The organism is Pseudomonas sp. zfem003, from assembly GCF_032621675.1.
In the GTDB taxonomy this organism is placed as follows: Bacteria; Pseudomonadota; Gammaproteobacteria; order Pseudomonadales; family Pseudomonadaceae; genus Metapseudomonas; species Metapseudomonas otitidis.
This window is the reverse complement of sequence record NZ_JAVYJG010000001.1, coordinates 229316-249104: the sequence shown is the minus strand read 5'-3', so window position 1 is coordinate 249104 and position 19789 is coordinate 229316. Positions and strand designations below refer to the sequence as shown.

The 19789-nt window shown below is 69.5% G+C and carries 22 protein-coding genes; 12 read left to right on the top strand and 10 right to left on the bottom strand.

From position 1 onward, the window contains the following. The first annotated feature begins 1 nt into the window (after window position 1). From RTK35_RS01235 to katE, 8 genes are all read left to right on the top strand, one after another. On the top strand, window positions 2–1033 hold the full coding sequence (locus RTK35_RS01235) for an Ldh family oxidoreductase (protein ID WP_316907168.1): 1032 nt from the start codon (window positions 2–4) through the stop codon (window positions 1031–1033). Window positions 1034–1045: 12 nt separating this feature from the next. Next, the gene (locus RTK35_RS01230) at window positions 1046–1972 is read left to right on the top strand and encodes a 4-hydroxyproline epimerase (protein ID WP_316907167.1); all 927 of its coding nucleotides are present in this window, start codon (window positions 1046–1048) and stop codon (window positions 1970–1972) included. Between the two features lie 45 nt (window positions 1973–2017). Beyond that, entirely contained in the window at window positions 2018–2965 is a 948-nt protein-coding gene (locus tag RTK35_RS01225) for a dihydrodipicolinate synthase family protein (protein WP_316907166.1), read from the top strand. 57 nt (window positions 2966–3022) lie between these two features. Beyond that, a complete protein-coding gene (locus RTK35_RS01220; protein ID WP_172433538.1) occupies window positions 3023–4600 on the top strand; it encodes an aldehyde dehydrogenase (NADP(+)) in 1578 nt (525 codons plus the stop codon). Window positions 4601–4602: 2 nt separating this feature from the next. Next, entirely contained in the window at window positions 4603–5874 is a 1272-nt protein-coding gene (locus RTK35_RS01215) for an FAD-dependent oxidoreductase (protein ID WP_316907165.1), read from the top strand. A 117-nt stretch (window positions 5875–5991) separates the two neighbouring features. Further along, a complete protein-coding gene (locus tag RTK35_RS01210) occupies window positions 5992–8196 on the top strand; it encodes an ankyrin repeat domain-containing protein (RefSeq protein WP_316907164.1) in 2205 nt (734 codons plus the stop codon). Between the two features lie 112 nt (window positions 8197–8308). Next, the gene (locus tag RTK35_RS01205; RefSeq protein WP_044404703.1) at window positions 8309–8488 is read left to right on the top strand and encodes a general stress protein; all 180 of its coding nucleotides are present in this window, start codon (window positions 8309–8311) and stop codon (window positions 8486–8488) included. A gap of 85 nt (window positions 8489–8573) precedes the next feature. After that, complete coding sequence (gene katE / locus RTK35_RS01200; protein ID WP_316907163.1) at window positions 8574–10709, top strand: catalase HPII; 2136 nt, start codon at window positions 8574–8576, stop codon at window positions 10707–10709. A gap of 19 nt (window positions 10710–10728) precedes the next feature. On the opposite strand, the gene RTK35_RS01195 is transcribed toward katE, so the two are convergent. Together RTK35_RS01195 and RTK35_RS01190 are read right to left on the bottom strand one after the other, a co-directional pair. Next, window positions 10729–11364 carry an NAD(P)H-binding protein gene (locus RTK35_RS01195; RefSeq protein ID WP_316907162.1) on the bottom strand — a complete coding sequence of 212 codons (636 nt, stop codon included), beginning with the start codon at window positions 11362–11364 and terminating at the stop codon, window positions 10729–10731. A gap of 20 nt (window positions 11365–11384) precedes the next feature. Continuing rightward, a complete protein-coding gene (locus tag RTK35_RS01190) occupies window positions 11385–11606 on the bottom strand; it encodes a hypothetical protein (protein WP_074971502.1) in 222 nt (73 codons plus the stop codon). 165 nt (window positions 11607–11771) lie between these two features. Here RTK35_RS01190 and RTK35_RS01185 point away from each other — a divergent pair, with 165 nt between their 5' ends. From RTK35_RS01185 to RTK35_RS01175, 3 genes are read left to right on the top strand one after another with little or no spacing between them, the layout of a single operon-like run. Next, the gene (locus RTK35_RS01185) at window positions 11772–11903 is read left to right on the top strand and encodes a PSPA7_2676 family Cys-rich small protein (protein ID WP_142009585.1); all 132 of its coding nucleotides are present in this window, start codon (window positions 11772–11774) and stop codon (window positions 11901–11903) included. 11 nt (window positions 11904–11914) lie between these two features. Continuing rightward, on the top strand, window positions 11915–12403 hold the full coding sequence (locus RTK35_RS01180) for an MgtC/SapB family protein (RefSeq protein ID WP_044404691.1): 489 nt from the start codon (window positions 11915–11917) through the stop codon (window positions 12401–12403). Window positions 12404–12418: 15 nt separating this feature from the next. Further along, on the top strand, window positions 12419–12661 hold the full coding sequence (locus RTK35_RS01175) for a hypothetical protein (protein ID WP_316907161.1): 243 nt from the start codon (window positions 12419–12421) through the stop codon (window positions 12659–12661). Here the strand turns inward: RTK35_RS01175 and RTK35_RS01170 are convergent. From RTK35_RS01170 to soxR, 3 genes are all read right to left on the bottom strand, one after another. Next, complete coding sequence (locus RTK35_RS01170; RefSeq protein ID WP_316907160.1) at window positions 12651–14585, bottom strand: ankyrin repeat domain-containing protein; 1935 nt, start codon at window positions 14583–14585, stop codon at window positions 12651–12653. The genes RTK35_RS01175 and RTK35_RS01170 overlap by 11 nt on opposite strands. A 156-nt stretch (window positions 14586–14741) precedes the next feature. Further along, entirely contained in the window at window positions 14742–15125 is a 384-nt protein-coding gene (locus RTK35_RS01165) for a hypothetical protein (protein ID WP_316907159.1), read from the bottom strand. Window positions 15126–15223: 98 nt separating this feature from the next. Next, the gene (soxR, locus tag RTK35_RS01160; protein WP_236214853.1) at window positions 15224–15742 is read right to left on the bottom strand and encodes a redox-sensitive transcriptional activator SoxR; all 519 of its coding nucleotides are present in this window, start codon (window positions 15740–15742) and stop codon (window positions 15224–15226) included. Between the two features lie 87 nt (window positions 15743–15829). Between soxR and RTK35_RS01155 the strand changes: the two genes are divergently transcribed. Next, on the top strand, window positions 15830–16120 hold the full coding sequence (locus tag RTK35_RS01155; protein WP_044404676.1) for a hypothetical protein: 291 nt from the start codon (window positions 15830–15832) through the stop codon (window positions 16118–16120). A 13-nt stretch (window positions 16121–16133) separates the two neighbouring features. Here RTK35_RS01155 and RTK35_RS01150 read toward each other — a convergent pair whose 3' ends face one another. The 5 genes from RTK35_RS01150 to RTK35_RS01130 all read right to left on the bottom strand — a co-directional run bounded on the left by RTK35_RS01150 (window position 16134) and on the right by RTK35_RS01130 (window position 19747). After that, window positions 16134–16568, bottom strand: coding sequence for a CopD family copper resistance protein (locus RTK35_RS01150; protein ID WP_044404673.1), 435 nt, complete (start codon window positions 16566–16568; stop codon window positions 16134–16136). A 66-nt stretch (window positions 16569–16634) separates the two neighbouring features. Then, window positions 16635–17327, bottom strand: coding sequence for an amino acid ABC transporter permease (locus RTK35_RS01145; RefSeq protein ID WP_316907158.1), 693 nt, complete (start codon window positions 17325–17327; stop codon window positions 16635–16637). Further along, window positions 17327–18055 (bottom strand): amino acid ABC transporter permease, encoded by a 729-nt coding sequence (locus tag RTK35_RS01140; RefSeq protein ID WP_316907157.1) that lies wholly within the window; start codon window positions 18053–18055, stop codon window positions 17327–17329. Before RTK35_RS01140 ends, RTK35_RS01145 begins: the two co-directional genes overlap by 1 nt. Before the next feature lie 70 nt (window positions 18056–18125). Continuing rightward, complete coding sequence (locus tag RTK35_RS01135) at window positions 18126–18932, bottom strand: ABC transporter substrate-binding protein (protein ID WP_316907156.1); 807 nt, start codon at window positions 18930–18932, stop codon at window positions 18126–18128. A gap of 227 nt (window positions 18933–19159) precedes the next feature. Then, window positions 19160–19747, bottom strand: coding sequence for a glutathione S-transferase (locus RTK35_RS01130; protein ID WP_316907155.1), 588 nt, complete (start codon window positions 19745–19747; stop codon window positions 19160–19162). Window positions 19748–19789 lie beyond the last annotated feature (42 nt).

Below are 19789 nucleotides of genomic sequence, written 5' to 3'. Positions count from 1 at the left end.
CATGAACGACCTCATCAACCTCAGCCTCGACCAGGTGCATGCCCTGGCACTGCGTGCGCTGACCGTCAACGGCATGGGCGAGGACCATGCCCGCGCCATCGCCGACACCATCACCCGGGGCCAGCGTGACGAATGCCATTCCCACGGCCTATACCGGGTGCTGGTGTGCGTGCACTCGCTGCGCAGCGGCAAGGTGGACCCGCAGGCCCAACCAAGGGTGAGCCGCCCGGCGCCGGCCATCGTCCGCGTCGATGCGCAGCGGGGCTACTCGCTGCTGGCGCTGCAGACCGGCCTGCCGCTGCTGGTGGAGCAGGCCCGCGAGCTGGGCGTCGCCGCCCTGGTGATCCGCAACTGCTTCCACTTTTCCGCGCTGTGGCCAGAGGTGGAGGCCATCGCCGCCGAAGGGCTGGTTGGGCTGGCCATGACCCCCAGCCACGCCTGGGTGGCGCCGGAAGGCGGCCGCCAGGGGGTGTTCGGCACCAACCCGCTGGCCTTCGCCTGGCCCCGCGAGGGGCGCGAGCCCTTCGTCTTCGACTTCGCCACCAGCGCCATCGCCCGGGGCGATATCGAGCTGCACGCCCGCCAGGGCAAGCCGATTCCCCTGGGCTGGGGGCTGGATGCCGAAGGGCGGCCCAGCACCGATGCGCGGGCCGTGCTGGAGGGCGCCATGCAGACCTTCGGCGGCCACAAGGGCTCGGCCCTGGCGGCGATGATCGAGCTGATGGCCGGCGCGCTGATCGGCGACCTCACCAGCGCCGAGTCCCTGGCTTTCGACGGCGGTGCCGGTGCCACGCCGCTCCATGGCGAGCTGCTGCTGGCCTTCGACCCCGCGCGCTTTCTCGGCGGCGAGCTGGAGGCCGGCCGGCAGCGGGCCGAGGCGCTGTTCGCCGCCATCACCGACCAGGGCGCGCGGCTGCCGTCGCAACGGCGTTTCGCCGCCCGCCAGCGCAGCGAACGCGAAGGCGTCTGGGTCGGCCGGGCGCTGCTGGACGACATCCAGCGCCTGATCGACCACCCCCATTCCCCGACCTGACGGAGCCGCCCCATGAAGCGCATCCATGTCATCGATTCCCACACCGGCGGCGAACCCACGCGCCTGGTGATGGACGGCTTTCCCGAACCCGCCGGCCGCACCCTGGCCGAGCAGCGCGACAGCCTGCGCGAGCAGCACGACCACTGGCGTCGCGCCTGCCTGCTGGAGCCGCGCGGCAACGACGTGCTGGTGGGCGCGCTGTACCGCCCGCCGGTGACGCCGGGTGCCACCTGCGGGGTGATCTTCTTCAACAACGCCGGCTACCTCGGCATGTGCGGCCACGGCACCCTCGGCCTGGTGGCGTCCCTCCGGCACCTGGGGCTGATGGCCCCCGGCGAGCACCGCATCGACACCCCGGTGGGCACCGTCAGCGCCACCCTCCACGAGGACGGCCGCGTCACCCTCGGCAACGTGCCGGCCTACCGCCATCGCCGGCAGGTGCCGGTGGAGGTGCCCGGCCATGGCGTGGTCCACGGCGACATCGCCTGGGGCGGCAACTGGTTCTTCCTGGTCAACGACCACGGCCAGCGCCTGGAGCTGGACAACGTCGAGGCCCTGACCGGCTACACCTGGGCGATGCTGCGGGCCCTGGAGGCCCAGGGCATCCACGGCGAGGGCGGGGCGCTGATCGACCACGTCGAGCTGTTCGCCGCCGACGCCGAGGCCGACAGCCGCAACTTCGTCATGTGCCCCGGCAAGGCCTACGACCGCTCGCCCTGCGGCACCGGTACCAGCGCCAAGCTGGCCTGCCTGGCGGCGGACGGCAAGCTCGCCCCCGGCCAGCGCTGGGTGCAGGCCAGCATCACCGGCAGCCGCTTCGAGGGGCACTACCAGTGGGAGGGCGAGCGCATCCGCCCCTTCATCACCGGGCGTGCCCACCTCACCGCCGACTGCACCCTGCTCATCGACGAGCAGGACCCCTTCGCCTGGGGCATCTGAGCCCCGTTTTCCCGAACCCTGAATCCCTGCTCAAGGAGCGACAGCATGAACATCGACATCTTCCGCGGCTGCATCCCCGCCCTCATGACCCCCTGCACCGACGCGCGCCAGCCGGACTACGACGCCCTGGTGGCCAAGGGCCGCGAACTGGTCCAGGCCGGCATGAGCGGCGTGGTCTACTGCGGCTCCATGGGCGACTGGCCCCTGCTCAGCGAGGCCCAGCGCCAGGAGGGCGTGGCGCGCCTGGTGAAGGCCGGCGTGCCCACCATCGTCGGCACCGGCGCGGTGAGCACCCGCGAGGCGGTGGCCCACGCCGCCCATGCCGCCAAGGTCGGCGCCCAGGGGCTGATGGTGATCCCGCGGCTGCTGTCCCGCGCGGCCTCGCCGGCGGCGCAGAAGGCACATTTCACTGCCGTGCTGCAGGCCGCGCCGGAGCTGCCGTCGGTGATCTACAACAGCCCGTACTACAGTTTCTCCACCCGCGCCGACCTGTTCTTCGAGCTGCGCGGGCAGCACCGCAACCTGATCGGCTTCAAGGAATTCGGCGGCGCCGACGCCATGCGCTACGCCGCCGAGCACATCACCTCGCGGGATGACGAGGTGATCCTCATGGCCGGCGTCGACACCCAGGTGTTCCACGGCTACGTCAACTGCAACGCCACCGGCACCATCACCGGCATCGGCAACGTGCTGCCCCGCGAGGTGCTGCAGCTGGTCTCGCTGAGCCGCCAGGCCGCCCAGGGCGATGCCCGCGCACGCCGCCAGGCCCTGGAGCTGAGCGCGGCGCTGGACGTGCTCTCGTCCTTCGACGAGGGCTGCGACCTGGTGCTGTTCTACAAGTACCTGATGGTGCTCAACGGCGACCGCGAGTACCGCCTGCACTTCAACGAAGGCGACGCCCTCAGCGACTCCCAGCGCCGCTACGCCGAGCAGCAGTACAGCCTGTTCCGCCAGTGGTACGCCAACTGGACCGCCGAGCAGAACCTCGCCTGAACCCGCCCGCCCCGCCGCCCTTGGGCGGTGGGGCCCACCCGCCATCCAGGATGCCCCATGACCCTCACAGGCAAGATGCTGATCGGCGGCGCAGCGGTGCCCGGCACCCGCGACGCTCTCCACGCCATTGACCCGGCCACCGGCCAACACCTGCAACCCGCCTACCCGGGCGCCAGCCGCCAGCAGGTGGAACAGGCCTGCACCCTGGCCTGGGCCGCCTTCGACCCGTACCGGAACACCTCGCCGGCCGCCCGCGCGGCCTTCCTCGACGCCATCGCCGATGCCATCGAAGCGCTGGGCGAGGCGCTGATCGAGCGCGCCATGGCCGAGACGGGGCTGCCCCAGGCGCGCCTGCAGGGCGAGCGCGGCCGCACCTGCCAGCAGCTGCGCACCTTCGCCCGCACCCTGCGCGCGGGTGAGTGGCTGGACGTGCGCATCGACCGCGCGCAACCCCAGCGCCAACCCCTGCCACGGCCCGACCTGCGCCAGCGCCAGGTGCCGCTGGGGCCGGTGGCGGTGTTCGGTGCCAGCAACTTCCCCCTGGCCTTCTCCGTGGCCGGTGGCGACACCGCCTCGGCCCTGGCCGCCGGCTGCCCGGTGGTGGTCAAGGCCCATGGCGCCCACCCCGGCACCAGTGAGCTGGTGGGGCAGGCGGTGGCCCGCGCGGTCGAACGCTGCGGCATGCCCGAAGGCGTGTTCTCGCTGCTGTTCGGCGCCGGCCGCGAAGTGGGCCTTGGACTGGTGACGGACCCGCGCATCAAGGCGGTCGGCTTCACCGGCTCGCGCAGCGGTGGTCTCGCCCTGTGCCAAGCGGCCCAGGCGCGGCCGGAGCCGATCCCGGTCTATGCGGAGATGAGTTCGATCAACCCGGTGCTGCTGTTTCCCGCCGCCTTGCAGGCCCGTGGCGCGGCCCTGGCCCAAGGCTTCATCGCCTCGCTGACCCTGGGCGCCGGGCAGTTCTGCACCAACCCGGGCCTGCTCATCGCCCCTCGCGGGGCGGCGCTGGATGCCTTCCTCGCCCACGCCGCCGAACAGCTGCGCCCGTGCAAGGCCCAGGTGATGCTCACCCCCGGCATCCACCAGGCCTACGCGGCTGGGGTCGCAACCCTGGCCCGCCACCCGCAGGTGCGCCGGGTCGCCAGCGGCGAACCCGGGGACGGGCCGAACCGCTGCCAGGCGCAGCTGTTCGTCACTGATGCCGAGGCCTTCCTCGCCGACCCGCAGTTGCACGGCGAGGTCTTCGGCGCGGCGGCGCTGGTGGTGCAGTGCGAGGGCGCAGAGCAGGTGTCCCGCATCCTCGATGCCCTGGAGGGCCAGCTCACCGCCACCCTGCACCTGGACGATGCCGACCTGGACGCCGCCCACGCGCTGTTGCCGACCCTGGAGCGCAAGGCCGGTCGGGTGCTGGTCAACGGCTGGCCGACCGGGGTGGAGGTGTGCGACGCCATGGTCCACGGCGGGCCGTTCCCGGCCACCTCGGATGCCCGTTCCACCTCGGTGGGCACCGCCGCCATCCAGCGCTTCCTGCGACCGGTGTGCTACCAGGGCTTCCCCGATGCCTTGCTGCCGGCGGCGCTGCGCGAGGCCAATCCCCTGGGGTTGCGGCGGCTGCTCGACGGCGAGCGGGAGGCCTGAACATGGGCGATCTCCAGCCAGCGGATGTGGATGTCGCGGTGGTCGGCGCCGGCGTCATCGGTGTCGCCTGCGCCCTGCAGCTCGCGCGCCAGGGGCTGCGGGTGCAGGTGTTCGACCCGGACGGCGTGGGGCAGGGCGCCTCCTTCGGCAATGCCGGGCACCTGGCCACCGAGCAGGTGTTCCCCATCGCCGACCTGTCGATCCTCAAGCGCCTGCCGGGCATGCTCCTCGACCCCATGGGCCCGCTGCGCCTGGACTGGACCTACCTGCCGCGCGCCACCCCCTGGTTCCTGCGCCTGTTGCTCAACCTGCGGGCGGCACCCTTCGCCCGCACTGTGGCCGGCCTGCGGGCCCTCAACGAAGCCAGCCTGGGCGCCTGGCGTCGCCTGCTGCAGGCCATCGAGCGGCCCGACCTGCTGCGCGAAGACGGTTCGCTGCTGGTGTACGAGCAGGACGCCTCCCGCGCGGCGCTGCAGGCCCTCCAGGCACGCATGGCCGGGCAGGGCGTGCCGGTGGAGTCCTGGGGGGCGGAGGCGCTGCACGCGGCGGCGCCCCAGCTCAGCGACGGGATTCGCGGCGGGCTGTTCTTCCCGGCCACCGGGCACTTCATCGACCCGCACCGCGTGGTTGTCGAACTGGCGCGGGCGGCCGAGGCGCTGGGCGTCACCTTCCATCGCCAGCGCGTGCTCGACGGCCAGCGGCTGGGGGAGGTCGTCGTCCTGAGGCTGGACGACGGCAGCCTGCGCGCCCGCCAGGTGCTGCTGGCCTGCGGCGCCCACTCCGCGCCGCTCACCGAACGCCTCACCGGCACGCGGGTGCCGCTGGACACCGAACGCGGCTACCATCTGATGCTGCCCCGGGAGCAGGGGCGGCTGCCGTTCGCCGTCACCAGCTTCGAGCGGCGCTTCATCATGACGCCCATGGCCGGCGGCCTGCGCCTGGCCGGCACCGTGGAGTTCGCCGGGCTGGAGAAGCCGGCGAACATGCCCCGCGCGTGGCAGCTGCACCGCCTCAGCCAGGGGCTGTTCCGTGACGGGCTGGACACCGAAGGCGCCAGCCCCTGGATGGGCTTCCGCCCCTCGCTGCCGGACTCGCTGCCGATCATCGACCGGGTGGACGACGGCCGCGTCCTGCTCGCCTTCGGCCACCAGCACCTCGGGCTGACCCAGGCTGCCGTCACCGCCGAGTACATCGGCCAACTGGCCCAGGGGCAGGCCGTGGCGGGGCTGGAGGCGTACCGGCTGGGGCGCTTCGGCGGGCCGGCAAGGGGCTGAACCGCGTCACGGAAACCAACGGGTCGTGATTGACGGCAAAGGGCCAAAGGCGTCTGCTACGCCGATTTTCCGGACGCCACCGGGAAGGCCCTGCGCCCTCCCTCAAGGATGAAGACCATGCCCCTGACCGCTTCCCGTACTGCCCGCTGCCTGTCGACGCTGTTGCTGCTGAGCGTGACGCCCGCCACCTGGGCCACCACAGCCGAGCAGGCGGGGACCAACGCCTCGGCTAAGGCCTGGTTCACCCCGCAACGGGTGGCTGGGGACGGCGCCTTCTGCGACGAGGTGCTGAAGGCGGCCAGGGCACACTTCCTCACCCGCAAGCGCTGGGCGGCGTTCGTGCTGCCCGGTATGCAGCGTGTCGAACTGCGTGGCGCCGAGGCCGGCCAGGGGCCGGTCTACTTCGATTTGCTGACCCACCCGGGCTGTGGCGGTGCCTGCGAGCGTTACCAGGTGATCGCCAGCCGCACGCCGGGGCAGGACCGCGAGACGCTGGAGCAGCTGGCAAAAGGGCTGCCCGGCCCGGCCGTCGACGTGGAGCTGTTCAAGGACCGGGACGACCGCTACGTCAGCATCGGCAGCGGCATCGACGGCCAGCCGGACCGGCTGGAGGTCAGCCGCCTCAACGACGACCTGACCTGGACCACCTGCCGGATCAGCACCGGGCCGGATGAGGCGCAGATCGCCCAGAGCATCCCCGCAGCGGTGCGCTCGGCAGTGGAGGCGATGGAGCGGGCTGCGGCGCGGGTCCGGCAGGACGCCGGCTGGATGTGCGGCAGCGCGCGCACCCACGCCCGCTGGGAAACGGCCATGCATGACGCGTTGCAGGCGGTCCATTACCGTCCGTGGGCGGTGTTCGAGCGCGTCGATGACCCCACCGGTACCTACGAGCAGGACCTGCATGGCCTGCAGCGCTGGGCCGACAAGGGTGTGTTCGAGCGCCAGGCCTACGAGGCGTTCGTCCAGCAGATGGAGCGCAGCCAGGCGACTGTCGCCGCCTTCTTCGCCCAGCGTTACGGCCTGGCCAAGGCGCAGGCGGCTGCCCTGTCCCGGCAGGCGTTGCAGAACGCCGTCAGCGAGGGCATCCGCTTCTACCAGTACGCGCCCTACCCGAAGGACGAGGCCGTCCTGCGCGATGCCATCCTCGCCCACCGGCCGATGGCCGAGATCCGCGCGTTGCCGGGCAAGGTGGACGACCTGGCGGTGGCCATCGACTACCCCGAGGCCCTGGCCTACCTGATCGAGCAGGGTGCCGACGTCAACCAGGCGAACGCCTTCGGCAAGACGCCGCTGATGTACGCCGCCCAGTACAACCAGGTGCAGAGCGCTCGCACCCTGCTGGACAAGGGGGCCTACCCCAACGCAACCACACTGATTCCCGTGGATGGCTGCAGTTACAGCCTGCGGACCACCAACATGACAGCGCTGCACTACGCCGCGCGCTATGCCGGCCCGGAGCTGGTGAAGCTGCTGCTGGACAGAGGCGCCGAGCCCGCCATCAAGGCCCGCTGGGACGGCGAGCCGGGGCGCACGCCCCTGGATTGGCTGCAGCAGTACACCGCGCCAGGTGCCGCCGAGCGCAACTCGAACATCGCCGACGAGCAGGTGGCCGGGGTGGCGGCGCTGCTGCAACCGCCGTCGGCCCCGGTGTTGCAGGCCCGCGCCCAGCGGCTGGTGCTGGAGGGCGAGAAGGCCTACCAGGCCGACGACCTGAAGCGCGCGCTGCAAGCGCTCGACCTGGCGATCAACCTGCAGCCCGGTCATGAGCGGGCGCTGGCCGACCTGTCCCTGGTGGCGTTGCGGGACGGGGATTACGGCCTTTCCCTGCAGGCCGGGCAGGCCCTGATCGACGGCAGCCGCGATGCCCGCCTGGTGGCCAATGCCTGGCACAACCAGGCCCTGGCCTGCGAGAAGGCTGGCTCGACCCGCTACAACGACCGGCTCTACTGCAACGCGGGGCCGCTGTACGCCCGCTACCAGGCCTGGCGTGCAGACCCCAGCGCGCAACGCGCGGCCAACCTGGTCGGGCACGCCGTCCCCGAAGGCGGTTATACGGTTGCCTCGCTGGTCTACGACGACGTGCAGCTGGACGTGATCAAGGGCAGCGGGCCGACCTTCGATGGCCGCGAATACCTCTACCTGGCCCATCCGTCACGCATCGTCATCCACACCGAGCGCCTGGGCTGGAAGGCAGCCTCGGACACGCAGGGGCCGCCGGTGGTGGAAGAGGCGAGGGTGCTCGCCGGGAGCCAGACCCTCACCGTCCTGCGCTGCGACCAGGGCTGCGACCTGAAAGGGTTGCAGGTACTGCCCGCGCCCTGAGCCCGCTCCGCCTGGCAAAAAGTTAGAACCTCTCGCCGTCCCGGTCCTCAGACGTTCTAGGCGTCATCGACGCCGGACCCGAATGGACCCACAGACAAGAGAGGACCGTGCAATGGCTCAACATCGAGGTGGCAAAGGCAACTTCGCGGAAGACCCCCAGCGTGCATCCGAGGCCGGCAAGAAAGGCGGGCAGGTGAGCGGGGGAAACTTCCGCAACGACCCGGAACGGGCATCGGCCGCCGGCCGCAAGGGCGGGCAACGCAGCCACGCCCGGCGCACCAGCGAGGACTGAGCGCCACCGGGCCGGCGGCAGTTGCCGCCGGCCCGGTCATCCACCCGCCGCCCAGCGGCCCCATTGCCCAGCCGAGGACACCCCGATGACCGACAAGAAAGGCGCCAGCAGCGATCTCGCCGGTACCGACACCGAAGACCGCCGCAACACCAGCCGCAAGATCAAGCAGCTCGAGGCCTACCGCGAGGACGCCACCGGCGAGGCCCTGACCACCAACACCAGCACCCGCATCGCCGACAACCAGAACAGCCTGCGCGCCGGCGAGCGTGGCCCGTCGCTGCTGGAGGACTTCATCCTGCGGGAGAAAATCACCCACTTCGACCATGAGCGCATTCCCGAACGCATCGTCCATGCCCGGGGCGCGGCCGCCCACGGCTACTTCCAGGTCTACGAATCGCTGGCCGAGTACACCAAGGCGGATTTCCTCAACGACCCGTCCAAGCGCACCCCGGTGTTCGTGCGCTTCTCCACCGTGCAGGGGCCGCGCGGCTCCGCCGATACCGTGCGTGACGTGCGCGGCTTCGCGGTGAAGTTCTACACCGACGAGGGCAACTTCGACCTGGTGGGCAACAACATGCCGGTGTTCTTCATCCAGGACGCGATCAAGTTCCCCGACTTCGTCCACGCCGTGAAGCCCGAGCCGCACAACGAGATCCCTACCGGCGCCTCCGCCCACGACACCTTCTGGGACTTCGTCTCGCTGGTGCCGGAGTCGGCGCACATGGTGCTCTGGACCATGTCCGACCGCGCCATTCCGGTGGGCTACCGGGCCATGCAGGGCTTCGGCGTGCACACCTTCCGCCTGGTCAATGCCGATGGCCGTTCGACCCTGGTGAAGTTCCACTGGCGGCCGGTGTCCGGCGTGCGCTCCCTGGTCTGGGACGAGGCGCAGAAGCTGGCCGGCAAGGACCCGGACTTCCACCGGCGCATGCTCTGGGAGGACATCGAGCGCGGCGACTACCCGGAGTGGGAACTGGGCCTGCAGCTGATCCCGGAGGATGACGAGCACGCCTTCGACTTCGACCTGCTCGACCCCACCAAGCTGGTGCCCGAGGAAATCGTCCCGGTGAAGGTGGTGGGGCGCCTGGTGCTGGACCGCAACCCGGACAACTTCTTCGCCGAGACCGAGCAGGCCGCCTTCCACCCCGGCCACCTGGTGCCCGGCATCGATTTCAGCAACGACCCGCTGTTGCAGGGCCGGCTGTTCTCCTACACCGACACCCAGCTGTCGCGCCTGGGCGGGCCGAACTTCAATGAGCTGCCGATCAACCGGCCGTTGTGCCCGTTCCACAACAACCAGCGCGACGGCATGCACCGGCAGACCATCAACAAGGGGCGTGCCGCCTACGAGCCCAACTCCATCGATGGTGGCTGGCCGAAGGAGACACCGCCGGCCGCGCGCAACGGTGGTTTCAGCAGCTATCACGAGCCGGTTTCCGGCACCAAGCTGCGCAAGCGCGCGGACTCCTTCGGCGATCACTTCTCCCAGGCCCGGCTGTTCTACCGCAGCATGAGCGAGGTGGAGCGCGGGCACATCGTCGCCGCCTACAGCTTCGAGCTGGGCAAGGTGGAGCGCGTGGCCATCCGCGAGCGGCAGGTGAAAGAGATCCTCGCCAACATCGACCTCGACCTGGCGCGCCAGGTGGCCGAGAACCTCGGCATCACGCCACCCGGCGGGCCCACCGTGGCGGTGACGGATGGCAGCCTGCAGCAGTCGCCGGCCCTCAGCCAGATGAACCTGCTGCCGGGCAACATCCGCTCCTGCAAGGTGGCCATCCTGCTGGCCGACGGCGCCTGTGGGCGTGACGTGGAAACGCTGAGGGACGCACTGGAGCAGGCCGGGGCGAGCGCCAAGCTGCTGGCCCCCAGTTCGGCCCCGGTGGTGTCCGCCGAGGGCCAGAAGCTGCAACCGGACGCAACCTTCGCCGGCTTGCCCTCCATCGCCTTCGACGCGGTGTTCGTCCCCGGCGGCGTGGCGGCGGCCAAGGCGTTGAGCCGCAACGGCGAGGCGCTGCACTACCTGCTGGAGGCCTACAAGCACCTCAAGGCCATTGCCCTCTGTGGAGAGGCGGGGGACCTGGCCAGCCAGCTCTACCTGGAAGAGGACGACGGCTTGCTGAGCGGGCCCGATGCCAACGTGGTGCGCCAGGCCTTCTTCGAGGCCATCGCCCGGCACCGGGTCTGGGCCCGCGAGCCCAAGGCCGCCATCGTCCCGGCCTGAACCGGCGGGCGCCAGCGGCTCAGCCGCTGGCGTCCACCTTCACCCGCTGGCGCACGTGGGCGGCGAGGCGGCACTCGTCCAGCAGCGCCTGGGCCTGGGCGAGCAGGGCCGCTACCCGGGGTTCCTCGTGGCCTTCGCGAAAGTCCGCCAGGGTCAGGTACTGGCCGGGCGTTTCCGCTCCGGCGGGCGCATCGGCCAGGGTCCAGGCCAGCGGGCTGTCCACCAGGCGCTGCTGGAGCTGTTGGCCAGGCTGGGCCGGGTGGCCGCTGTCGGTGTCCATCCAGTCGAAGTCGGCGATCACCATCAGGCGCTTGACCCGCGCCACTGCCAGGCCGTCGAGCAGTGCGCCGATGGCGATGAAGGCCTGGTCGAAGGCGCCATCGCTGCGCATGGCCCGCTCCGGTGCCAGGGGCACGCCCGGCAGGTAGCAGAGCACCGCATCCATGCCCGCCACGGCCTGGCTCGCTGCCAGGGCGTCGTCCAGCGCACCCGCCTTGGTGCGCAGGCCGGGGCGGCTGTCCAGTGCGTTGAGATCGTCCACCAGGGCCGTCACTTCCCACTGGCGGGACAGGGCCTCCACCAGCAGGGCGCTGCCGAGGCTGCTGCGGGCGCCGAACAGCGCCAGCTTGTAGGTCGGGGTTTCCAGGTTGTGCATGGGGGCCTCGGGCGGCTGCGTCAGGGCTGCTGGTAATGGCCGGGCGTGGTGCCGGGCTCCTTGGGGTGGAGGATGGGGGTGACCTGGATGTCGCTGAGGCGCGACGGGTCGTCGATGTCACGCAGGGTCTGCACCTGCAGGCGGGCCTGCTCCGGCGTGAGGTGGGCGTGGGTGGACTCCACCTCCACGGAACCGGGCTGGTTGTCGTGGATGTAGCTCACCAGGAAGCGGTGTCGGCTCATGGTAGTCTCCTCGGGGTGGTTCACCCTCTAGACCACCCGGCCCTTGGAGCGAGTTCAGCTTTCCGGCTGGGCGGCGCGGCACTGAAAAACCTCAAACCAACTCGCTGCCACCGCATCAAAGTTTCTGACAGGACCCGTCCGGCCCGTTGGCCGAAGGAGGACGCAATGACCCTGTTGTGTCTGTTGGGTGGCTGCAGCTGGGCCACCGGAACCGAAGTGACCATGGGCCGCGAGGCGATGCTGTGCCAGGTGTGCAGCCGCTGCGGTGCCTGCCGCTACCTGCCCCTGGCGCCCTGAGGCGATAGCGGGTGAGCGCCTGGGAGCGTGTGCTGGAGACCCTGGCCGAGGAGTTCGCCGACCTGGAGGACCCGGCCCGGGCCACCCGCGTGGTGCTGCGGCTGTTCCTGGCTGCGCTGCTGGGCGGCCTGCTGGGCTTCGAGCGGGAGCAGCACGGCAAGGCCGCCGGGGTGCGGACCCACATGCTGGTGGCGCTGGGGGCGGCATTGTTCGTCCTGGTGCCGCAGATGGCGGGGGCCGAGCACGACGCCATGAGCCGGGTGATCCAGGGGCTGACGGCGGGCATCGGCTTTCTCTGCGCCGGCACCATTCTCAAGCGCGACCGCATGGACGAAGTGAAGGGGCTGACCACCGCCGCCGGCCTCTGGTCCACCACCGCCATCGGCGTCACCGTGGGCCTCGGCTACGAAGCCACCGCCTTGCTGGCCGCCCTGGTGGTGCTGGCCATTCTCAACCTGTTGCCGCACTTGCTGGGTCGCTTCGACCGGCCCCAGCGCTGACCACCTGGATACCCCATGCTCCGTGACTTTCCCTACGCCATCGCCTGGACCGACGCCATGCCCAGCGGCAACGGCTACGTCGGCCTGATCGAGTACCAGCCGAGCCACGAGGATGCGCAGGTGCAGGTGCTCTGGGTGTACGCCCCCGGCTGCACCTGCGCCCGGGAGGCCGAAGCTGCGGCCGACCACATGCTCCGCGCCATTGGCGAGATCACCCCGGAGGGGCGGGTGATCTACCGCGATGGGGTCAGTCTCTAGCAGGTTGCTGCAGAACAGGCAGGGCGGCGAAGCGCTGCAGCACGTCGAGCAGGTCCTCGCGTTTGTTCCGGGAGATGGCTTCCAGCAACAGGGCATAGCCCTTCTTCTCGCACTGCTGGCCGACAGTGGGATCGGCACCTTTTTCCAGCAGCAGGGTGAACAACGCCAGGGTGTCCTGCTGGCTGACGGTAGGGGACTGGGCATCGGCAGCGGTCTGCTCGGCCACCAGGGTCAGCAGGCTCTTGCCTGTGGGCTGGCCATGGCAGGTGCCACGGCCGTAGCTCAGGTCGAGGTTGGCGCCGGCGGCTATCAGTTGCTTCATGGCCCCGAAATTGTGGGCGGAAAAGGCTCGGTACAGAGCGGTTTCGCCATCGTCCTTGCTGCGCACATCGAGATCTTGCGGGTAACGCAGCAGCCAACCGAAGGCCTGCAGGCCACGCGTGTTTCCGGCCATCTGCATCAGGGGCGTCTCGCCTCGGCTGTCCGGCTCGTCGATGCGGACACCGGCCTCGATGAGGAACTTCAAGCGTCCGCCCTGGCTCAGGTCGAGGTTGTCTCTCAGGTCGCGTTGCATGGTCAGGATCGCCAAGGTGCTGCCGTTGTAGAGACCGCGGGTGCGCGCGCCGTGCTCCAGCAGCAGCCGGGCGATGTCCAGATGCGGCACGTCCAGGGCGTGCAGCAGGGCGCTGCGGCCATCGTCGGCCATGACCTCGCCGCTGATGCCGCTGGCCAGCAGGCGCTGCACCTCGGCCAGGTCGCCGGCGTCCACGGCGGCCACCAGCGGCCAGAAACCCTGGCAGGCCTGCGGGTTGGCGGTGGTGATGCCCAGGCGTTCGAGCACCCGGGGCGGGATGCTCATCTGGCGTTTCAGGCGCAGGCCGCAGTACACCCGGTAGGCCTCGACGGCTCGGCCCTGGTGGATGGTGTACTCAGGGCGCTGCTCGTAGATCGCCCAATCCAGGTCCGCCAGGTTGAGGTAGGCGGGCATGCGCCCCGGGTCGCGGCGCAGCACTTCTTCGAGCCAGGGGCGGGCGGTTTGCAGCTGGCCGGCCTCGCTGGCCCAGAAGGCGATGTCGTTGAGCAGGCCAGGGTATTCGCGACGCTCGGTGGCGATGCTGCGGAAGTCATGAAGGGCGAAGAAGTCTTCCACCTCGCGGATGCCCGGCCGCTTGTCCTTGGTCTTCAGCAGTTGCTGGTGCAGGGCACGGAACTGCTTCCAGGTGTCATCCGGGGACTGGGCCGGCACATAGGCGTTGAGGGTGATCGTTCCTTTGGCGCTGGTGAAGGGGCGGAACCAGGGCGGAAACTTCTGCAGGGCCTGCAACCACTGCTGCGCGATTGCCTCGCTGATGGGCTGCAGCGGGGTGAAGTCCATCCGGTCCATATCGCGGCGGTGGCTGATGGCCAGCAGCGGGTTCTGCGGATCGCGCTGGTCGACCAGCAGGTAGCGCTGGCTGAGCTGCCAGTCCGAGGGGGCCGAACAGTCGAAGCTCAGCGACGTGAGGCTGAGGCCGGTGTCCAGGGTGTTGCTCGCTGGCCAGCGCTCGCTGACCCGGATGGGAAAATCCGAGGGCTCGCAGGCACGCAGTTCCTCGGGGCTGAACAGGGCAATGGGCGGCGACTTGTAGACCCGCTGCTGGTACGCCAGGTCCTGGTAGGCATTGAGGTAGAACAACCCGCGGTGCTGGCTCAGGACGATACGCGCCGGCACCTTCGCCAGGCCCGGCAGGTGGAATGGCTTGATCTCCAGGGTGGCCGTCTCCGGACGGTCGAGCACGAACTTGCGGGCCATGCCCGACCATTTGATCCCGGCCATGTCGATGTCGAAGGCCAGGGCCTCGGGAGCGCCTGCCAGCAGGGCCAGCGCAAGGCCGAGCCCACGAATGCCGATGCGCCGGGCAGTGGCGCCAGAGAATAGGTTCAACGTTGCAGTCCCTTGCCGATGGAAAGGTCGGCAATGTAATGCAATCGGCGTTGTTGTACCGGGTGTTTGTCTCAGGGGCGGAACTGTCTTGGCGACTGCACTTGCCGCACGCCGCCGACGGGGAGTCAGCGGCGGGCTCGGGAGGGGGCGAGGGTGTTACGGGCAGCGCTTGTAAAGCACGACGTCCGCTCTGAAGTTGCCTTCCAAGGGGGCTGGGACACCTGTATCGACCGTGTCGGCGAACAGAGTGAGGTAATTGGCTTGCACATGAGGATGTGCGTTGACCTGCAGCCTCCCTTGCTGGTCATTGGAGCGGATGCGAACCCCAAGGATGTAGGGCACCTCCGCTTCGACTGCATCGGAGATGTCACGTGCACCATTGTGGTTCTGGTAAGACACCAGGCGAACCGGTAAATCCAGTGGGAAACCATCGACCAAAGGTTGAAGTATGTCGATCTTGGCCTGGTAGTCATCGTCGCCAATGATGGCGCCGTTTTGCAAAGCGTCGCGGATCTTTTCGAACAGTTGTTGTGCCGGCATGGGAAAGACTCCTGTCAGTATCCGTAGCGTGGAAATTACCGCCCCCGGATTCTAGACATGGAAATGGATGCTGGCGAAGTGCCGCTCCTGAACGTTTTTCATGATGGTTCGCGCGTTCCCTGGGGGCTTGTGAGTCCAGCTTTAGCGTCTGGCTCCGAACCGTCCTCCAGCAGCATCGGCCCGCTGCCGAACTCGGACAGGGCGTCGCCGGGGTTGCGCAGGGGGCAGGTTTCCATGCTCAGGCAGCCACAGCCGATGCAGCCGTTGAGCTGATCGCGCAGGGCGGTGAGGCGCTGGATGCGCTGGTCCAGCTCGTGGCGCCAGCGTTCGGAGAGGGCATGCCAGTCGGCGGCGGTGGGGGTGCGGCCCTCGGGCAGGGCGGCCAGGGCTTCGGCCACTTCCGCCAGGGGCACGCCCAGGCGTTGCGCGACCTTGATGATCGCCACTCGGCGCAGCACGTCGCGGGCGTAGCGGCGCTGGTTGCCGGCGTTGCGGGTGCTGCGGATCAGCCCCTTGGCTTCGTAGAAATGCAGGGTGGAAACCGGTACGCCACTGCGTTCAGCGACCTGGCCGACGGTGAGGGGCTTGTGGATGTTGGCGGGTGTGACGGCGGGCATCGTGCTGAGCTCTTGACCTCAAGTTAAGTTGAGGTTTTACCCTCGGCGCCGTTCATGCACAAGATCGGTCCGCAGAGGAGTCGGGACATGCAGTACGCAGAGGAAATCCACACCGCCATCCGGTTCGCCTTCGATCCCGAGCGCCGCCAGGCGCTGCTGGAGGGGCTGGCACCGCGCCTGGCCGCCTGCCTGGCGTCGCACCAGGGGTTGCTGGAAAGCTCCCTGGAGGTCGGCACCGACGGCGACTGGCTGGTCCAGCGCAGCCGCTGGCGCTCGCCGCAGGCCGCTCACCAGGCTTTGGGAGACGGCTCCTGCGGTGCGCAGCTGCTGGGCGAGGCCATCTGGCGCTACGGGGCCCGCTCGGTGTGGTTCGAGTAGGGCACACCGGACGTCAGAGCAGGAACATGCCCTTGGCGAGGAACAGGATGGCGAGCATCTGCAGCAGCACGCTGCGGTGGATCAGGCGGGAGCGGGCGGGCGTCATGCGGCCGCTGCGCATCAGCAGGACCACCAGCAGGAAGTGGCCGAGGATGCTCAGCGCTAGGCTGATCTTCAGCACCAGCAGGGTGCCGAAGTGGCTGGCGAAGGGCGCCGCCAGCACCGCGCGGTAGTGCCAGGCGAGGCCCAGCCCGGCGCCGTAGAGTGCCAGCACCACCCAGTGCATCACCTGCCGGGCGCGCTTGCCGAGGGCCTGGGACAGGCGGCTGCGGGCGTCTTCGTCCAGCACCGGTGTGGCGCGGCTGAGGATCATCACCTCGAAGAACACCCCGCCGATGAAGAACGCCGCAGCGGTGATGTGCACGAACTTGAGCAGCAGGTAGGTCATGGCGGGTCCTCGGGCGGCAGGGTGGGCGGATCATGACGGCTCGCCAGGGCAGTGCCATGACCCGCGTCAACGCGCCTGCCGGGGGCCGCCGCCGTAGCGCGCCAGCGCACCGGCCGCCAGGTCCAGGCTGGTGCACAGGACGAAGTAGAGCAGGGCGACGAAGAGGAAGATCTCCGTGGGGTGCACCATCACCCGGTTGCTCACCTGGGTGGCCACGAACGACAGCTCGCCGACGCCGATGACATAGGCCAGGGAGGTGTCCTTGATCAGCGAGACCCACTGGTTGAGGAACGACGGCAGCATGATCGGCAGGGCCTGGGGCAGGATCACCCAGCGCAGTACCTGCCAGGGGCGCATGCCCAGGGCGCGCGCCGCGTGCCATTGGCCCTCCGGCAGGCTGAGGATGCCGGCGCTGACCGAGTGGGCCAGGTAGGCCCCGCCGATCAGCGAGAGGGCGCAGACCACCGTGGCCAGGGCGGGCACGTCCACGTGGAAGACGATGGGCAGCAGGAAGTAGGTCCAGAACACCAGCATCAGCACCGGGATCGCCCGGAAGAAGCCCAGCATGCCCACCAGCAGCAGGCGCCAGCGGCCCTTCGACAGGGCCAGTGCGATGCCCAGCACCAGGCCGATCAGCGCCGACGCCAGGGCCGAGCACAGGGCCAGCACCAGCGTCAGCGCGGCGCCGCCCAGCGGGCCTTCGGGCCAGGGGCCCAGCAGCAGGTAGTCGAGGTTGTCGAGGATGACCGAGACGTCCATCAGGCGGCTCCCTGGCGGTAGCGCCGGCTGTGTTGCACCACCTGGCCGAGGGCTTCCATCAGCGCGATGGTGCCGATGTACAGCAGGGTGGCGAGGCCGAAGGCCTGGAAGGTCTTGAAGGTTTCCGTCTCGACCTGGCGCGAGGCGTAGGACAGCTCGGCCAGGCCGATGGCCATGGTCAGCGAGGAGTTCTTCAGCGCGTTCATGTACTGCCCCAGCAGCGGGGCGAAGGCCGTGCGCAGCGCCTGGGGCAGCAGCACCACGCGCCACACCTGGCCAGGCGTCATGCCCAGCGCCAGGCCGGCCTCGCGCTGCTGCGGGCGTACCGAGGCGATGCCGGCGCGGAACTCCTCGGCGACGAAGGCCGTGGTGTACAGCGTCAGGCCCCAGGCCCCGGCGAGGAACTCGAACGACGGCCAGGCCAGCACCAGCGGCCCGATGGCCAGTTCGTGCGGGCTGTTGAGCCAGAACACCAGCGCTTCCGGCAACAGCGCCGGCACGCCGAAGTACCAGAAGAACAGCTGCACCAGCAGGGGCGTATTGCGAAAGGTGGTCAGGAAGGCCTGCGCCGGCCACGACCAGTAGCGCGAGGGCGCCAGGCGGGCGATGGCCAGGGGCGCGCCGAGCAGGGTGGCCAGCAGGCAGCACAGGGCGGAAAGGCCGAGGGTCAGCAGGAAGCCGTCCAGCAGCCACTGCAGGTAGAGCGGGGCGAGGAGGTCGCCGAACATGGTTGGATTTCCGGAGCAGGGGCATCAACGACTGCGCCCCACCGAAGCGGGGCGCAGGGAGAGAGGGCGATCAGCTCTTGTCGCCGATCCGGTAGAGGCGAGCCAGGGGCGTCGGCGTGCTCGGGCCGAACCAGGCGTCGTAGATCTTCTGGGCGTCACCGCTGGCTTCCAGCTCGCGCAGCGACTGGTCGACGAACCCGGTCAGGGCGGCCTCGCCCTTGGGAATGCCGACGCCGATCAGGTCGTTGGAGATGGTGAAGGGCGGTACCTCGTACTTGTCCTTGTCCGGGACGTTGGCCAGCAGGCCGATCAGCTTGGGGCCGTCCTGGGTGATGGCCTGTACCTGGCCGTTGCGCAGGGCGGTGAAGGCGAAGGGGGTGTCGTCGTAGGCGATGACCTTGGCGCCGGGGAATTTCTCCCGCAGCACGCCTTCGTTGACCGTGCCCTTGTCCACGCCCACGCGCCATTTGTTCAGTTGCTCCGGCTCGGTCAGGGTGCCCTTGCGCACGATGAACTGCTGGCCGGAGGCGAAGTACGGAATGCTGAAGTTCACCTGCTGGGCCCGCTCGGGGGTGATGGTGAAGTTGGCCAGCACCAGGTCCACCTTGTTGGCAGTCAGCAGCGGAATGCGGTTGGCCGGGTTGGTGGGCAGCAGCTCCAGTTTCACGCCCAGCTTGCCGGCCAGGGCCTTGGCGTAGTCGACGTCGAGGCCGGCCAGTTGCTTGGTCTGCGGGTCGACGAAACCGAAGGGCGGGTTGCTGTCGAAGGCGGCGACCCGGAGGACGCCGGCCTTGCGGATGTCTTCGAGGCGATCGGCATGGGCCAGGCCGGACAGTACGGCCAGGGCGAGGGCGGTGACGGCAGTGAGTTTCTTCATGAAATGACAGCTCCTGGATGGGCCCTGTCGATTCGCAGGGCACCGTATGCGGGGATGGCGGGCGCCCTGGGTGAGGGCGCCCGCCGCTGCCGGAGGGTGGCTCCAGGCGACCTGGAGTGTGTCAGGGGCGGGCAGGGGCTGAAAAAGAATGAATCGGTCTATCTAATAGCTGAATGGAATAAATAGAGCTTGGATTGAGTTCGAATGGGAATTTGGGCGGCGGCGGCTCATTCGAGCGGATAGCGCCGGAACAGCGCGCTGTCGTTGAGCGCGCGCGCCTCGCGGCTCCAGCCTGGGTAGTTAGCCGGGTCGATCAGGTCCGCTGCCACATGCTGGATGAAGGCCCAGGCGACCGCGCTGCTGATCGCGGCCTGGTCGAGGGTGTCCACCTCGGCGCGGGCGCTGGCCTCCAGCCCGGCACAGGCAGCACGCAGCTGCAGGCTCACGCGCTCCAGCCAGGGGCCATGCTGCTTGGCTTCCGGCCGCAAGCGGCGTTCATACACCACCTGCACGGCCTTTTCGCAGGCCACCAGCGCCAGCCCTGTCCGGGCCAGGACACGGTGCCGATCCGTGGGCGGAAGCAGCGGGCGCGACGCCTGTGCCTCGAAGTGGTCGAGGATCAGGTTCGAGTCCATCAGCACCGTGCCATCGTCCAGCACCAGGGTCGGTGCCTTCACCACCGGATTGATCCGGGCGAAGGCCTCGAAGTCGCTGAATACCGACAGCGGATGGTGCTCGAAGGGGACGCCGTAGCAATCGAGGCTGATGGCGACGCGGCGTACATAGGGCGAGTCGAGCATGCCGTAGAGCTTCATGGGGGATCTCCTGTTGCGTAGTGCTGCTTACGCTAAAGCGTG

Excerpts from the sequence above, each read along its gene's own strand:
- RTK35_RS01230 (WP_316907167.1), top strand. The coding sequence starts at position 1,046 with ATGAAGCGCATCCATGTCATCGATTCCCACACCGGCGGCGAACCCACG.
- RTK35_RS01195 (WP_316907162.1), bottom strand. The coding sequence starts at position 11,364 with ATGCACAACCTGGAAACCCCGACCTACAAGCTGGCGCTGTTCGGCGCC.
- RTK35_RS01150 (WP_044404673.1), bottom strand. The coding sequence starts at position 16,568 with ATGACCTACCTGCTGCTCAAGTTCGTGCACATCACCGCTGCGGCGTTC.
- soxR (WP_236214853.1), bottom strand. The coding sequence starts at position 15,742 with ATGCCCGCCGTCACACCCGCCAACATCCACAAGCCCCTCACCGTCGGC.
- katE (WP_316907163.1), top strand. The coding sequence starts at position 8,574 with ATGACCGACAAGAAAGGCGCCAGCAGCGATCTCGCCGGTACCGACACC.
- RTK35_RS01190 (WP_074971502.1), bottom strand. The coding sequence starts at position 11,606 with ATGAGCCGACACCGCTTCCTGGTGAGCTACATCCACGACAACCAGCCC.
- RTK35_RS01130 (WP_316907155.1), bottom strand. The coding sequence starts at position 19,747 with ATGAAGCTCTACGGCATGCTCGACTCGCCCTATGTACGCCGCGTCGCC.
- RTK35_RS01220 (WP_172433538.1), top strand. The coding sequence starts at position 3,023 with ATGACCCTCACAGGCAAGATGCTGATCGGCGGCGCAGCGGTGCCCGGC.
- RTK35_RS01135 (WP_316907156.1), bottom strand. The coding sequence starts at position 18,932 with ATGAAGAAACTCACTGCCGTCACCGCCCTCGCCCTGGCCGTACTGTCC.
- RTK35_RS01140 (WP_316907157.1), bottom strand. The coding sequence starts at position 18,055 with ATGTTCGGCGACCTCCTCGCCCCGCTCTACCTGCAGTGGCTGCTGGAC.
- RTK35_RS01215 (WP_316907165.1), top strand. The coding sequence starts at position 4,603 with ATGGGCGATCTCCAGCCAGCGGATGTGGATGTCGCGGTGGTCGGCGCC.
- RTK35_RS01145 (WP_316907158.1), bottom strand. The coding sequence starts at position 17,327 with ATGGACGTCTCGGTCATCCTCGACAACCTCGACTACCTGCTGCTGGGC.
- RTK35_RS01155 (WP_044404676.1), top strand. The coding sequence starts at position 15,830 with ATGCAGTACGCAGAGGAAATCCACACCGCCATCCGGTTCGCCTTCGAT.
- RTK35_RS01225 (WP_316907166.1), top strand. The coding sequence starts at position 2,018 with ATGAACATCGACATCTTCCGCGGCTGCATCCCCGCCCTCATGACCCCC.
- RTK35_RS01210 (WP_316907164.1), top strand. The coding sequence starts at position 5,992 with ATGCCCCTGACCGCTTCCCGTACTGCCCGCTGCCTGTCGACGCTGTTG.
- RTK35_RS01205 (WP_044404703.1), top strand. The coding sequence starts at position 8,309 with ATGGCTCAACATCGAGGTGGCAAAGGCAACTTCGCGGAAGACCCCCAG.
- RTK35_RS01185 (WP_142009585.1), top strand. The coding sequence starts at position 11,772 with ATGACCCTGTTGTGTCTGTTGGGTGGCTGCAGCTGGGCCACCGGAACC.
- RTK35_RS01235 (WP_316907168.1), top strand. The coding sequence starts at position 2 with ATGAACGACCTCATCAACCTCAGCCTCGACCAGGTGCATGCCCTGGCA.
- RTK35_RS01175 (WP_316907161.1), top strand. The coding sequence starts at position 12,419 with ATGCTCCGTGACTTTCCCTACGCCATCGCCTGGACCGACGCCATGCCC.
- RTK35_RS01165 (WP_316907159.1), bottom strand. The coding sequence starts at position 15,125 with ATGCCGGCACAACAACTGTTCGAAAAGATCCGCGACGCTTTGCAAAAC.